The 14,219-nt window shown below is 71.9% G+C and carries 12 protein-coding genes; 5 read left to right on the top strand and 7 right to left on the bottom strand.

Annotated features, from left to right (window positions below):
• Positions 1 to 138: 138 nt before the first annotated feature.
• Positions 139 to 768, bottom strand: a complete 630-nt coding sequence (locus tag ACZ63F_RS41865; protein WP_469719195.1) for a PadR family transcriptional regulator — start codon at positions 766 to 768, stop codon at positions 139 to 141.
• A gap of 144 nt (positions 769 to 912) precedes the next feature.
• Between ACZ63F_RS41865 and argG the strand changes: the two genes are divergently transcribed.
• Positions 913 to 2,361 carry an argininosuccinate synthase gene (argG, locus tag ACZ63F_RS41860; protein WP_469719193.1) on the top strand — a complete coding sequence of 483 codons (1,449 nt, stop codon included), beginning with the start codon at positions 913 to 915 and terminating at the stop codon, positions 2,359 to 2,361.
• A 681-nt stretch (positions 2,362 to 3,042) separates the two neighbouring features.
• Complete coding sequence (locus ACZ63F_RS41855) at positions 3,043 to 3,855, top strand: PhzF family phenazine biosynthesis protein (RefSeq protein WP_469719191.1); 813 nt, start codon at positions 3,043 to 3,045, stop codon at positions 3,853 to 3,855.
• Here ACZ63F_RS41855 and ACZ63F_RS41850 read toward each other — a convergent pair.
• Together ACZ63F_RS41850 and ACZ63F_RS41845 are read right to left on the bottom strand one after the other, a co-directional pair.
• Complete coding sequence (locus tag ACZ63F_RS41850; RefSeq protein WP_093505649.1) at positions 3,845 to 4,645, bottom strand: CPBP family intramembrane glutamic endopeptidase; 801 nt, start codon at positions 4,643 to 4,645, stop codon at positions 3,845 to 3,847. The two genes, ACZ63F_RS41855 and ACZ63F_RS41850, sit on opposite strands and share 11 nt — an antisense overlap.
• A gap of 202 nt (positions 4,646 to 4,847) precedes the next feature.
• Positions 4,848 to 6,368, bottom strand: a complete 1,521-nt coding sequence (locus ACZ63F_RS41845) for a glutamate-cysteine ligase family protein (protein WP_469719189.1) — start codon at positions 6,366 to 6,368, stop codon at positions 4,848 to 4,850.
• 556 nt (positions 6,369 to 6,924) lie between these two features.
• Here ACZ63F_RS41845 and ACZ63F_RS41840 point away from each other — a divergent pair.
• Together ACZ63F_RS41840 and ACZ63F_RS41835 are read left to right on the top strand one after the other, a co-directional pair.
• On the top strand, positions 6,925 to 7,509 hold the full coding sequence (locus ACZ63F_RS41840; RefSeq protein WP_469719187.1) for a hypothetical protein: 585 nt from the start codon (positions 6,925 to 6,927) through the stop codon (positions 7,507 to 7,509).
• Positions 7,510 to 7,792: 283 nt separating this feature from the next.
• Positions 7,793 to 7,999, top strand: a complete 207-nt coding sequence (locus ACZ63F_RS41835; protein ID WP_093505643.1) for a DUF5999 family protein — start codon at positions 7,793 to 7,795, stop codon at positions 7,997 to 7,999.
• A 108-nt stretch (positions 8,000 to 8,107) separates the two neighbouring features.
• Here the strand turns inward: ACZ63F_RS41835 and ACZ63F_RS41830 are convergent, their stop codons facing one another.
• From ACZ63F_RS41830 to ACZ63F_RS41815, 4 genes are all read right to left on the bottom strand, one after another.
• Positions 8,108 to 9,160: an endo-1,4-beta-xylanase gene (locus ACZ63F_RS41830; RefSeq protein ID WP_469719186.1), complete on the bottom strand. Its 1,053-nt coding sequence runs from the start codon at positions 9,158 to 9,160 to the stop codon at positions 8,108 to 8,110.
• A 363-nt stretch (positions 9,161 to 9,523) separates the two neighbouring features.
• Positions 9,524 to 11,338 (bottom strand): APC family permease, encoded by a 1,815-nt coding sequence (locus tag ACZ63F_RS41825; RefSeq protein WP_469719184.1) that lies wholly within the window; start codon positions 11,336 to 11,338, stop codon positions 9,524 to 9,526.
• 214 nt (positions 11,339 to 11,552) lie between these two features.
• The gene (gene lysA / locus ACZ63F_RS41820) at positions 11,553 to 12,887 is read right to left on the bottom strand and encodes a diaminopimelate decarboxylase (RefSeq protein ID WP_469719183.1); all 1,335 of its coding nucleotides are present in this window, start codon (positions 12,885 to 12,887) and stop codon (positions 11,553 to 11,555) included.
• A 56-nt stretch (positions 12,888 to 12,943) separates the two neighbouring features.
• Positions 12,944 to 13,300, bottom strand: a complete 357-nt coding sequence (locus ACZ63F_RS41815; protein WP_469719181.1) for an SAV_915 family protein — start codon at positions 13,298 to 13,300, stop codon at positions 12,944 to 12,946.
• A gap of 322 nt (positions 13,301 to 13,622) precedes the next feature.
• Between ACZ63F_RS41815 and ACZ63F_RS41810 the strand changes: the two genes are divergently transcribed.
• A complete protein-coding gene (locus tag ACZ63F_RS41810; RefSeq protein WP_469719180.1) occupies positions 13,623 to 14,156 on the top strand; it encodes a universal stress protein in 534 nt (177 codons plus the stop codon).
• Positions 14,157 to 14,219: the final 63 nt, after the last annotated feature.

Genomic DNA, 14,219 nt, shown 5'->3' with positions numbered 1-14,219 from the left:
CCCCAGACATACCCCCATTCGGCACCCCCCCCCCCCCCCCTCCCCCCCCCTCCCCCCCCCCCCCCCCCCCCCCCCCCCCCCCCCCCCCCCCCCCCCCCCCCCCCCCCCCCCCCCCCGGCCCCGTCTCCCGCCCGAGGGTCAGTCCTCGTCGGCGAGGATGAGGTACAGCTTCTTGCGGGTCTCGTTGATGACGGCCAGCGCCTTCTCGCGCTGTTCCTTGCTGCCGGTCTTCCAGACCTGCCCGAAGGCCTCCATCAGACCGAAGCCGGCCTGCCGGATCTCGTTCAGGGCCTCGAAGTCCACCCCGCGGGAAGCCTCTTCCCAGGGGGCGTCGGGGCCCTCGTCCGCGGCGGTCCGGCCGCTGTCGGTGAGGGAGAACAGCTTCTTGCCGCCCTCGCTCTCGCTCGCGATCAGGCCCTCGTCCTCCAGCAGTTGAAGGGTGGGGTACACCGAGCCGGGGCTGGGCTTCCACGCGCCGCCGCTGCGCTCGGCGATCTCCTGGATCATCTCGTAACCGTGCATCGGGCGGTCCTTCAGCAGGGCCAGGATCGAGGCCCGCACGTCACCGCGCCGCGCCCTTCCCCTGGGACCACCTCGTCCGCGCGGCCCCCAGTGGCCCGGTCCGAAACCGGGGCCGCCGGGACCGAAGCCGGGGCCCCCCGGCCCGAAGGGCCCGAACGCCGCACGCCGACCGTCACGCCCACCGAAGCCGCCCCGCCCGTGCGGGCCGTCCTGGCCATGTCCACGCTCGAATCCGTGGGAACGCATCGCAATCACTCCATCCATCGTTGATCTGTCGCGTATCTTTCGCGATGACTCAACGATATATCGGAAGCGTTCGGATGACAAGCACCTTGGCGAGTCTCCCGCAGGAGCGTTGCATGACCATGCGTTCTCATGCATAATCTTCCTATGTCCAAGGTCCTCACCTCCCTTCCCGCCGGCGAGCGCGTCGGCATCGCCTTCTCCGGTGGGCTCGACACCTCGGTCGCGGTCGCGTGGATGCGCGACAAGGGCGCCGTCCCGTGCACCTACACCGCCGACATCGGCCAGTACGACGAGCCCGACATCGCCTCGGTGCCCGGCCGTGCGCACACCTACGGCGCCGAGATCGCGCGCCTGGTCGACTGCCGGGCCGCGCTGGTCGAGGAGGGCCTCGCCGCGCTCACCTGCGGTGCGTTCCACATCCGCTCGGGCGGGCGGGCGTACTTCAACACCACCCCGCTCGGCCGTGCCGTCACCGGCACGCTGCTGGTGCGGGCCATGCTGGAGGACGACGTCCAGATCTGGGGCGACGGATCGACCTTCAAGGGCAACGACATCGAGCGGTTCTACCGGTACGGCCTGCTCGCCAACCCGCACCTGCGGATCTACAAGCCCTGGCTGGACGCGGACTTCGTGACCGAGCTCGGCGGCCGCAAGGAGATGTCCGAGTGGCTGGTGGCCCACGGGCTGCCGTACCGGGACAGCACCGAGAAGGCGTACTCCACCGACGCCAACATCTGGGGCGCCACGCACGAGGCGAAGACCCTGGAGCACCTGGACAACGGCATCGAGACCGTCGAGCCGATCATGGGCGTGCGGTTCTGGGACCCCGAGGTCGAGATCCTGCCCGAGGACGTCACGATCGGCTTCGACCAGGGCCGCCCCGTCACCGTCAACGGCAAGGACTTCGAGACCGCCGTCGAGCTGGTCATGGAGGCCAACGCGATCGGCGGCCGGCACGGGCTCGGCATGTCCGACCAGATCGAGAACCGGATCATCGAGGCCAAGAGCCGGGGCATCTACGAGGCGCCGGGCATGGCGCTGCTGCACGCCGCGTACGAGCGGCTGGTCAACGCGATCCACAACGAGGACACGGTCGCGCAGTACCACAACGAGGGCCGGCGGCTCGGGCGGCTGATGTACGAGGGCCGGTGGCTGGACCCGCAGGCGCTGATGATCCGGGAGTCCCTGCAGCGGTGGGTCGGCGCGGCCGTCACCGGTGAGGTGACGCTGCGGCTGCGGCGCGGCGAGGACTACTCGATCCTCGACACGACCGGTCCGGCGTTCAGCTACCACCCCGACAAGCTGTCGATGGAGCGCACCGAGGACGCGGCGTTCGGTCCGGTGGACCGGATCGGCCAGCTGACCATGCGTAACCTCGACATCGCCGACTCCCGCGCGAAGCTGGAGCAGTACGCGGGGCTGGGCCTGATCGGCTCCGCCAACCCGGCGATCGGGGCGGCGCAGGCGGCGGCGACCGGTCTGATCGGCAGCATGCCGGAGGGGGGCGCCGAGGCGATCGCGTCCCGCGGGGAGGCTACGCCGGACGCCGACGAGCTGCTGGACCGGGCGGCGATGGAACTCGGCACGGACTGAGCGTTCCGCTCAGGGGGGGGGCCGACCTGGTGACGGGTCGGCCCTTTCGTCCTGCCCGGGGGACGCCTGGGCGCCGGCGCCGTGGGACAACCGGTCGAGCGGCCGCTGCGGCGCCGTGGTGCGTTGTCGCGCAGTTCCCCGCGCCCCTGAGGGGCCGCGCCGCCGTGGGACGAGGGGTCGAGCGGCCGCTGCGGCACCGTCGTGCCTTTTCGCGCAGTTCCTCGCGCCCCTGAGCGGCCGCGCCGCCGTGGGACGAGGGGTCGAGCGGCCGGTGCGGCACCGTCGTGCCATTTCGCGCAGTTCCCCGCGCCCCTCACAGGACGCCGTGGTGGACCACCGGCCATGAGCCGGTGCGGCACCGTCGTGGTTGCCCGCGCAGTTCCCCGCGCCCCTGAGGGGCCGCGCCGCCGCGTCCCTGAGGGGCGCGCTGTGGTGGCCGCCGTGCATGAGTCGGTGCGGTGTCGTCGCGTTTGCCGGCGCGGTTCCTTCCGCAGCGGTCCGGACGGGGCTCCTCAGCTGCGGGCAGTCGTGCCGCTGGGGCGGCACGTGTGGGCGCGGCGGCACCCGGGAAGCGCCGGTGAGCGTCCCCACCCACGGCCCGCCGGCACTTGGTGGAAATCGGGCCAGGACTCCGGGATTGGCCTTGGGCAGGTGTGGTGTGCTGGGCCTAGTTTCTTCGGCATGCGGATTCGAATCGTCGATGCCTTTGCGGAGCGGGCCTTCTCCGGGAACCCGGCCGGGGTCGTGCTGCTCGACTCCTTTCCTGACGACGGGTGGATGCAGAACGTCGCCATGGAGGTGAACCACGCCGAGACCGCGTTCGCGCACCCCCTGCCCCAGGGCGGGGACGCGGACTGGGCGTTGCGGTGGTTCACGCCGGTCACGGAGGTCGCGATGTGCGGGCATGCCACGCTGGCCACCGCGCACGTCCTGCACGGCACGGGGGCGCACGAGGGACCCGTGCGGTTCGCCACCCGGAGCGGGGTGCTGATCGCCTCCACCGGTCCGGACGGAGCCGTCACGCTGGACTTCCCGACCGCGCCGCTCACGCGAGTCGACGCACCCGACGGTGTCGCCGAAGCGCTCGGGGCAGAGCCCGTCGCCGTGTTCGACACCGGGGCGAACATCGGCGACCTCCTCGTCGAAGTCGCCGACGAGAAGACGGTCCGCGGCCTCTCCCCGGACCACAGGAACCTCGGCGCCCACTCCTCGCGCGGAATCATCGCCACCGCCCGCGCCGAGGACCCGGCCAAGGGGTACGACTACGTCTCCCGCTGCTTCTTCCCGAACGTCGGGATCGACGAGGACCCGGTGACCGGGAGCGCCCACACCGCCCTCGCGCCGCACTGGTCCGGACGGCTGGGGAGGGCGGATCTCACGGGGCTGCAGGCCTCCCGTCGCTCCGGGCTCGTCCGGACCTCGCTGCGCGGCGGCCGCACACTGCTGACCGGGCGCGCGGTCACCGTCATCGACGGCGATCTGCTCACGCCGTAGGCAGCCAGCCCACCTTGCCCGCGAGCAGCGCGTAGCCGACGAACGCGCCGATGTCGAGCAGGCTGTGCGCCACCACCAGAGGACCCACCCGGCCCCACCGCCGGTACAGGTAGACGAAGACCACGCCCATCACCATGTTGCCGACGAAGCCGCCGATCCCCTGGTAGAGGTGGTAGGAGCCGCGCAGGACGGAGCTGGCCACCAGCGCCGTGCCGGCGGTCCAGCCCAGCTGGTCGAGGCGGCGCAGCAGGTAGCCGACCACGATGACCTCTTCGAGGATCGCGTTCTGCATCGCGGAGAGGATCAGCACGGGGTACTTCCACCACACGTCGGGCAGCGCCTCCGGGACCACCGTGAGGTTGAAGCCGAGGCCGCGTGCGGCCAGGTAGAAGGCGATCCCGGCGCTGCCGATCACCGAGGCGATCGCCGCACCGCGCCCGAGGTCGGGCCAGGGGCGGGTGCGGTCGAAGCCCAGCGTGCGCAGGCTCGCGCCCTCGCGCAGGAGGAGGTGGGCGACGAGGAGGACGGGGACGAGTGCCGTCGCGATGCCGAAGAGCTGCCAGGCCAGGTCCAGCCAGGGACGGCCGGGCGCGGCCGACGCGTTCAGGGTCGCCGCCTGGTCCTTGAGACCGCCCGGTTTGGTGACCGACCCGATGAAGCTGATCAGGGCGGACACCCCGCTGGCCCCGAGCGAGAGTCCCAGGACGAGCAGTGTCTCGTCCCTGAACATCCGTCGCGAGGGCCGCTCCAGCGGATAAGCACCGGCCACCTGGTCCGCCTCCACCTGCACCCCTGCCTTCAGTCGAGCAAACCCACGCCCCACGGTCATCCTCACCACGGGACATCACAGCTTGCCCGATCAACCTGAAGCAGACGCGACCGACCCCCGCAGCAGCGCCCCGTAAAGGGGCGCGGGGGAACTGCGCGACCAGCCCCCACGGCACGGCACCCGGCAACGCACCGCACCCCTCACGGCGCGCCCCCCGTCGGCCTCACCCCAACGGCACCGGCTCCAGTAAGCCCACCGGCCAGGTGTGCACCGGCTCCCCCTCGTTCATCAGCTCCGCGTACCGCCGCGTCATCGCCGCCAGCGCCGCGTCCCTCGGCAGCCCCCGCTCCAGCGCCCGGTGGAACGTAGCCGCCTGCCAGGACGCCCCGTTGACCCGCCTGCGGCACCGCTCCTCGATCACGCCCAGGTAGAAGTCCCGGTCGGCGGGCTCCACCCCCCACGCGTCAAGGCCCGCGTGAGCCAGCGGCAGCAGCTCGTCGCGGACCAGGGTGACCGCGTCCACTTCGGCCGTACCGCCGCCGTACCGCGCCCGCCTCGGCCAGACCAGGCGCGCGTCGATGCCGTCGCGGCACGCCCTGTCGAAGTTGGCCTCGGCCGCGGCGAACGGCAGCCGTGTCCACACCGGGCGGGACTCCTCCGCGAGGGCGCGCACCAGGCCGTAGTAGAACGCCGCGTTGGCGACGATGTCGGTGACGGTGGGCCCGGCCGGCAGCACCCGGTTCTCGACGCGCAGGTGGGGGACGCCGTCGGCGATGCCGTAGACCGGCCGGTTCCAGCGGTACACCGTGCCGTTGTGCAGGACGAGTTCCGCGAGCTTCGGCACCCCGCCCGCGTCGAGGACGGCCAGCGGGTCCTCCTCGTCGCAGATCGGGAGGAGGGCGGGGAAGAAACGCAGGTTCTCCTCGAACAGCTCGAACGCCGAGCTGATCCAGCGTTCGCCGAACCAGGTGCGCGGCCGGACGCCCTGTGCCTGGAGCTCCGGCGGGCGGGTGTCGGTGGCCTGGAGGAACAGCGGGGGGCGGGACTCCCGCCACAGTTCGCGGCCGAAGAGGAACGGGGAGTTCGCGCCCACGGCGATCTGCGCGGCGACCGCCGCCTGCGCCGCGTTCCACACGTCGGCGAAGCGGGCCGGGGTGACCTGGAGGTGCAGCTGCACGGAGGTGCAGGCGGCCTCCGGGACGATCGACTTCGACGTGCACACGAGGTGCTCGACGCCCTCGATGTCGAGCAGGAAGTCCTCGCCCCGGGCGGCCACGATCTGGTCGTTGAGCAGGGTGTAGCGGTCCACCTCGGAGAGGTTCGCCGAGACCAGGTCGTCCCGCTCCAGGGTGGGCAGGATGCCGGTCATCACGATCCCGGCGTCGACCTCGCCCGCCTTGCGGTCGGCGTAGGCGAGCGAGGTGCGGAGTTCCTCCGCGAGCCGGTCGAATACCCGCCCGCCGAGCCGGTGTGGGGCGATGTTCACCTCAAGGTTGAACATGGCGAGTTCTGTTTGGAAATCACGGCTCGCGATACGTTCCAGAACCTGTCCGTTCAGCATTCTCGGCATGCCGTCGGAGCCCGCCAGATTCAATTCGATCTCGACTCCCATGAGGTTCTTGGGGCGGTCGAACCGCTTCTCCACCAGCAGCCGCTCCAGCCCCGCCAGGCAGTCCTGGAGCTTTTCACGGTAGTGCCGGCGATCGGACAGGTCGAACCGGCCCGCCGCGACCTTCTCCCCCATCGAAGGGTCCCTCCTCGAATGGGCGGGCCGGGGTTCCGGCCGCCGGTGTCCCGAGTCCAGGTGGGATGATGCCCAGCGGAAGCGATCGATAACGTCGCGCGCCGCACCTGCACCCGCTACTCTGTTGGAATGTGTCCCGCGGCACATTCACGAGGCATGACGCCGCATGCAACTTCGGGTTCCCCGTTCCCCTCGTGAAAAACGCCGATGACATCCGGCCGACCGCGACAGCCTCGTAAACCGAGGTCAGCGGGGTCCCGACGGGCTGGAAATCGGGAGGATTCCACACCAATCAATGGCCGAATTGCGCCTTGCTGTCTTCTGTGAAACATCCCGGTGAAACACCACCTGAACAGGCGTCGTATAAACTCCGCGAAAAAGGCAGAAGGCTGGCGCCCACGGTCTGGTTCCTGCCGCCTGAGCGACGTGCGGCAGGCACCGCCCGCACCTCTCGTCACCGAACCGGGCCCCCGCCTCTCTGACTTCCTGTGAGCTGACAGCGCCGTCCGCCCCTGCCCTCGCGCCGTCGCGCCTGTCGAACGAGAGGCGACCCACCATGCCGCTGCAAGTCCCTCCTGCCCCCGCGCCCGCACTGCGTTCCGTCCTCACCGCCCTCGGTTCCCCCACCGCGGTCCGCGAGGCCCGCACCCCCTCCCTGCGCGCCGCGCAGGGACCCACGACACCCGAACTCCCCCTTCCCGTGCACGTCATGGACCGGATCACCCCGGAAGGGGTGTCCGCCACCCGGCTGGCCGGCTGGCGTTTCCTGATCCGCTCAGGCGACCGGGCGGTGGCCGCGGCCGAGACGATGCTCACCCCGGACGGCTGGGCCTTCTCGCACTTCTTCGAGGGCCCCTACATCACCTCCACCGAACGCGCCCTGCACCAGGCCGAAGCCCTGCAACAGACGTACCAGCCGCGCCTGTTGTCCCTTCCGGGCCTCTACATGCTCACCCTGTGGCTGCACGGCGACTGCACGGCGGACGGCGCCGAGGGGCACCCGGCCGGCACCGACCTGCTGGTCCCGCTGGCCCCCGCCCCGCCCGGCATCGCGGCCCACCGGCCGCACCTGGTCGCCGAACTCCTCCCGGTGCTGACCCACCGCATCACCCCGGCCCCCCTGCTCATCACGCCCGCCTGAGCCCCGCCACCGCCGCACCCCGCCGCTGCCGGACAAGTGGCGGGGTACGGCGGTGGCGGGATACGGGGCCCACCGTCCGGACTAGCCCTGTCCGGCCATGCGAAACCATCCGAATGGGCAACCCTGCGGAGCTGAACCGTCCGCGTGGGTGACGCGTCTCCAACCTGTGAGAAGCGGTGCAGCGAAATCCCTGCGGAGCAACGCCCGGAAGGCAACACTGGTTTCCGACCGACTCATCAGCACGGGGGACGACATGACCACGACCGAGCGAGAGACCCTATCCATGTGCCAGCACCAGCCGCCGTGTCCGACAGCCGAATCCGCCGACCGGGAGTCCGCCCGCCTCATGGCGCACCACCCGGAGCAGGGGTGGAGCCTGCTGTGCAACGGCGTCCTGCTCTTCGAGGACACCGGTGAGCTCCTGCCCGACGGCCAGATCATCGCGCCGCACCGCCCGCTCGGTGCCGCCCGCGTGGTGACCGCCGCCTGACGGACCCACCGCACCACCCCGGGCGGCCCCGCCGCTCCGCCCGGTGACCAGCAGGGGCCGGACGCACACACATGGTGCGCCCCGGCCCCGATGTGCGTCCGGGCACGGTTACCCGGTGTAGCCGAGCGCTGCGCGCAGCGCGACGTAGGCAGGTTTGGGGGCGAGCTGCTCGTCCCAGGGCAGGGCCGCGCCCTCGCCGGGGAAGACCGCCGGGATCCACGAGTACTTGTCCGTGTAGTCCCAGACGGTGATGCCGACGCACCTGCGCACGGCCAGGCACGCCTTCGTCAGATCCGCGTACCAGGTCGCCTGCTCGGCCAGCTTCTCGTCGGTGGCCGGCAGCTGCATCCGTACGTCCACCTCGGTGAGCGCGGTGTCCAGGCCGAGGCGGGAGAAGCGGCGGAGGTTGTCCTCCAGGGTGGCCGGATAGCCGTACTGGAGGGCGAGGTGAGCCTGGAAGCCGATGCCGTCCAGCGGCACGTGGTCCGCCTTCAGCTGCTGCGCGAGCGCGTAGTAGGCGTCGCTCTTCGCGCCGAGGCCCTCGATGTTGTAGTCGTTCAGGTAGAGCCTGGCGTGCGGGTCGGCCTGGTGGGCCCAGCGCAGCGCGTCGGCGATGTAGCCGGGGCCGAGCGTCTTGTACCAGAGGGTCTCGCGGTAGCTGCCGTCCTCGTTGAAGGCCTCGTTGACGACGTCCCAGGAGTAGACCTTGCCCCGGTAGTGGCGCACCTCCGTCTGGATGTGCTTCTTGAGGACCCCGCGCAGTTCGGTGGCCGTCCAGTCGCGTGCGGTGAGCCAGTCGGGCAGCTGGTTGTGCCAGACCAGGGTGTGGGCGCGGACCCGCTGGTGGTTCTCGCGGGCGAGGTTCACGATCTGGTCGCCGTTGGTCCAGTCGAAGACGCCCTGCCGGGGTTCGGTGGCGTACCACTTCATGCCGTTGCCGGGCGTGATCATGTCGAACTCGGTACCGAGGAGCTTGGTGTAGGCGGTGTCGGTGAGTTCGGGGTTGTCGGTGGCGCTGCCGAAGTAGCGGCCCTGGCGCTGGGCCAGTTCGGCGAGGGTGGGCTGCCGGCCGTGGGCCTGGGCGGCGGGCCCGGTGGCCACTCCGACCGCGACGAGTACGGCCGCGAGGGCACCGGCGATGCTGAGCCGGGTACGGGACATGGTGCGACTCCTGTCCGTGGAAGGGGTGGGGGCCACCCTCTTTCGAAACATTCGGTTTACTTGCCGAACATTCCGAACGGCGACTCTAGAAAGGCGCATCAGGAGCGTCAAGGTGTCACGCAGCAGCTGATCGGCGCATACGCGAACCCGTCGAAGGCGGCCGTCCCGTCGGTGACTACATGCCGAGGGCCGAGCGGTGATCCCGCTCGCCACCTCGGGCTCTGGACCGGCTCCCGGGCGCCTGGGGTGCGATCGCCCCTCCAGGTCCCGAGCGACCAGATCGATCTGAAAGTTTCGACAAGGCTGGCGAACGTTACGAGGGGCGGGGGCACTGTCCGCCCAGGGGGCCGACCAAGGCGGCCGTCAGAGCTTCAGCCGGTACGGCAGCATGCACACCACGACGTCGGTGCGGGCCCGCAGGACGCCGGCCAGAAGCAGGCCGCGCTGGTTCTGGAGGATCTCGTAGCGCCGGTGTCTCGGCTCCGCCTCAGGGATGAGCACGGCCACCTGACGCCCGTCCGCCGCCCGTTGCACGTAGTCGACGACCGGCTGCACGAGCGAGCGGTGCGGGCTGTCGATGATGTCGAGACGCACGCCGGGGTTCCAGCGCGCCCATGCCTCCTCCAGCGCCCGGGACCTGGCCGGGTCGGCGTGCACCGCGACCGCGACCACCTCGTCGCCGAGGGCGAGTGCGGCGCCGAGGGCGTGCCGGGCGAGCTTGCTGACCTCGCCGACCGGCACGATCACCAGACTCGCGGTGCGCCGGGCGGGCGGTTCCGGGATACGGCCGAGGCCCAGTTCCTCGCCCACGTCGGTGTAGTAGCGCTGGATGCGGGCGAACAGCAGCATCATCAGCGGGACGGTGATCACGACGACCCAGGCGCCGGAGAGGAACTTGGTGAACAGCAGGATGACCCCGGCGAGGGTGGTGAGCACGGCGCCGGTGCCGTTGACGATCGCGCGGCGCTTCCAGCCCGGCGGGCGCTGGGTCGCCCAGTGCCGGACCAGACCGGACTGGCTGAGGGTGAAGCCGACGAAGACGCCGATGGCGAAGAGCGGGAGCAGACGGTGGGTGTCGGCGTCCGTGGCGAGCAGCAGCACGGCGCCCAGCAGAGCGAGAGTGGCCACGCCGTAGCGGTAGACCGGGCGTTCGGCGCGCAGGCCGAAGAGGTGGGGCAGCCGGTGGTCGCGGGCGAGCAGGCTCATGAGCACCGGCAGTCCGCCGAAGCTGGTGTTGGCGGCCAGGCCCAGGACGAGGGTGACGATCAGGTTGGTGGCGTAGTACGGCCAGCCGGTGCCGTAGGCGCCCGCGGTGAGCTGGGCGAGGACGGTGACCCCGCCGCGCGGCGCCACGTGGTCGCGGTGGATCAGGACGGCCAGCCCGATCAGCATGGTTCCGAGCAGCGCGCCCAGCATCAGCTCGGTGCGCTGGGCGCGTTTGACGCTCGGGATGCGGAACATCGGCACGGCGTTGGCGATGGCCTCGACGCCGGTCAGCGCCGAGCAGCCGGACGAGAACGCCTTGAGGATCACCAGCGCGCTCAGCGCCTCGGTCGCGTGCACGGGCCGGTCGGTGCCGACGACGGCGACCGGGTGCCCGCGCAGCAGGCTGAGCAGGACGACACCGAGGATCGCGGCGATGAACAGGAGCGTCGGCAGCATCAGCACCCGGGCGCTCTCGGTCACGCCGCGCAGGTTGACGGCCGTCAGCAGGGCCAGGCCGGCCAGGCAGACGAGCAGCTTGTCGTGGGCGAGGGCCGGGAAGGCGGAGACCAGCGCGTCGGCACCGGCGGCGAGGCTGACGGCGACGGTGAGGACGTAGTCGACGACCAGGCTGGCCGCGGCCAGCAGGCTCGCGGTGGCGCCGAGGTCGGCCTTGGCGACGGCGTAGGCGCCACCGCCGTCCGGGTGAACGGCGATGACCTGCCCGTACGACACGACGAGGACCGCGAGCAGGAAGGTGATCGCCAGGGTGATGGGCAGGGTGGCGGTGAGCGCCCCGGTGCCGGCGACCACCAGGGCGAGCACGATCGCCTCGGGGCCGTACGCGACGGAGCTGAGCGCGTCCAGGGAGAGCGCGGCCAGGCCTTCCAGGCTCGTCAGGCGGTGCTTGTCGCCCTCACCCGGGCGCAGTGGAACCCTCGGTCGCAGTTCACGACGGGCCAGGCCATACGCCATCGGTACCTCATCACGGCCGGTGGGACGGTCGGCAACAGTGTCCTCCGTGCCGTGTCCGCGCGCCCGTGGTGATCGCCGGGCGGGGCGACCGGCGCGTAGAGGCGGACGTACCGCGTCGCCGGGAACCAGCCCCGCCTGCGCAGGGGACTTGGTGCACCTCCGGACGGGGGCCGGGCCGCCGCTCGCCCGGAGGTGGGTCGGGGAACGGACCCGGTCAGAGCCCGACGTCGCGGCGGCGGATGTCGTCCAGGGACTCGCGCCGGACCAGCAGCCGGGCGTGGCCGCCGCGGACGGCGGTGACCGGCGGGCGGCCGACCAGGTTGTAGCCGGAGGCCATGGAGAGGTGGTAGGCGCCGGCCACCGGGACCGCGAGCAGGTCGCCGGGGCGCAGGTCGGAGGTGAGTTCGACGTCGGCGGCCAGGACGTCGCCCGCCTCGCAGTGCCGTCCGACGACGGTCACCGGGGCGGTGGGCGCGGTGCTCGCGCGGCCGATGAGCCGGGGCGCGTACCGGACGCCGTACAGCGCGGGCCGCGGGTTGTCGCTCATGCCGCCGTCGACGGCGACGAAGGTGTGGTCTCCGGTCTTCTTGACCGCGAGGACCCGGTACACCGCGATCCCGGCCGGGCCCACGATGGCCCGCCCCGGCTCGATGATCAGCCGGGGTACCCGCAGCCCGGCCGCCGTGCAGGCGTCCGTCAGCTCGGCGCGCACCCTGCGGGCGAGGGCGGTGAGGTCGAGGGCGGCCTCGCCGGGCCGGTAGGCGATGCCGTGGCCGCCGCCCAGGTCCAGTTCGGGCAGGACCAGTCCGTGCTGTTCGTGCAGGCGGGCCATGAGCCCGACCACCCGGCGCACGGCGGCGAGGTACGGCTTGACGCTGGTGATCTGGGAGCCGAGGTGGCAGTGCAGGCCGGTGAGGTGGAGCTGCGGCTGGTCCAGGATCCGGGCGATGGCGTGCTGGGCGTAGCCGTCGGCGATGGACAGGCCGAACTTCTGGTCGCCGGTGCCGGTGCGGATCTTCTCGTGGCCGCCCGCGCTGATCCCGGGCACCACCCGGACCATGACCTTCTGGTGCCCGCCGGGTCCGACGGCGGCGGCGAGCCGGGCGATCTCGGAGGGGCTGTCGATGACGATCCGTCCGACGCCGAGGCGCAGCGCGGTCTCCAGGTCGCGCGGCGACTTGGCGTTGCCGTGCAGCACGATCCGCTCCGGCGGGAACCCGGCGGTGACCGCCAACTCCAGCTCGCCGGCCGAGCAGACGTCCAGGCCGAGCCCTTCCTCCTCGGTCCAGCGGACCATCGCCCGGCACAGGAACGCCTTGGCGGCGTAGAGGACTTCGGCGTCGGGGAAGGCGTGACGGTAGGTGCGGCAGCGCTCGCGGACCTCGTTCTCGTCGAGGACGTAGACGGGGGTGCCGAAGCGGTCGGCGACCTCGGCAAGCGGGACCCCGCCGACGGCGAGGTCGCCGGGCCGGGGCTCGGTGGTGGAGGCGGGCCACACCGACAGATCGGCGGGCGTGGTGGTGACGACGGGTTCGTGCAGGGTGGTCATCGACCGCTCCCCTCTCAGACTCGGAAGAATCACGCGGTTCACACAGCTCACACAGCTCACGCGGGTCGGGCGGTGCCGACGGTCCGCAGGGTGACGGCGGGGCGCGGGAGCGGCGGGACCGGCGCGGGTGCCGGTGCCGACAGCTGCGGGTCGACCGTCACGGTGGTGACGCCGAGCGGTGCGGCCAGGGCGCGCAACGCGGGTTCGGCGAGCCGGATCCAGGCCTGGTCGGGGCCGAGCGTGGCGGCGAGCCTGCGGGCCGAGGTGAAGCCGACGGCGGTGCGCTCGCCGAGCGGGGTGCGGAAGAACCGGGCCACGCATCCCGCGGGTCCCGGCCGGACCGGTACGAACAGGGGTCCGGCCGGGGACCGATCGGAAGGCTCCGGATCGTCACCGCACAAGAGTTCTGGCATGGCATGCCTCCTGGCACAGGAAGGAGTTGGTGCCCCGGGCGGCGGGGAGGCCGGCCGGGGCCTGCCCCAGACGCTATGCCCGCGTCCGGTACCTCTCCGATGCCTCATGACGGGACGCTGACGGTGCTCGCGGCGACGTTGACGGGACGCTGACGGATTGGAGTCAGTGCTGGTGGCGGCGGTCACAGCGACCGTCAGAGGCGTGCCAAGAAGTGCCCCGGACCCTGGCCCTCACCCGTTCGGCGCAGTGTCATGGAACCGGATCGGGGTACCCGTCCGGCCCGGGATTTCCCCGGGACAGCCACGGAAGAACGGTGGAGTCATGTCCGGTTACGACGCCTGCGCGCCCGTTCGGGTCGTGGTCGGCGTGAGCGGTTCGCTGGGCAGCATCACGGCCCTGTCCCGGGCCGCGGTGGAGGCCCGGCGCCGGGACGCGGAACTGTGGCCGGTGCTGGTGTGGGGGCCGCCGGGCGGTGAGCTGGCGACGCGGCGCTCGCCGGCCGCGATGCTGATGGTCGACGAGTGGCAGCGGATGGCCCGGCAGCGGCTGCTCGACGTGCTGGACGAGGTCTTCGGCGACGCCGGTCCCGGCACCCCGGTGCACGGACTCGTGGTACGCGGCACTCCGGGGCTTTCCCTGGTGGGGGTGGCGGACCGGGACGACGACGTGCTGGTCGTGGGCGCGGGCCGGCGCGGCTGGCACCGGGCCTTCTCGGGCCGGGTGGCCCGCTACTGCCTCTCCCACGCGCGCTGCCCGGTGCTGGCCGTGCCGCCGTCCCCGCTGGAGGAGACGCTGGCCGCCGCACACCGCCGCAACAGCTGGCATCTGCCTCTGGACTCGCGGCAGTTGTCGTAGCAGCAGGCCCTGTGTCGTCGCGTGCTGCCGGGTACGGGCGCTGACGTCGTTGCCGATGGCCCA

Source organism: Streptomyces sp. NPDC104761 (genome assembly GCF_055583445.1).
This window is presented reverse-complemented; position numbering and strand designations above follow the sequence as displayed.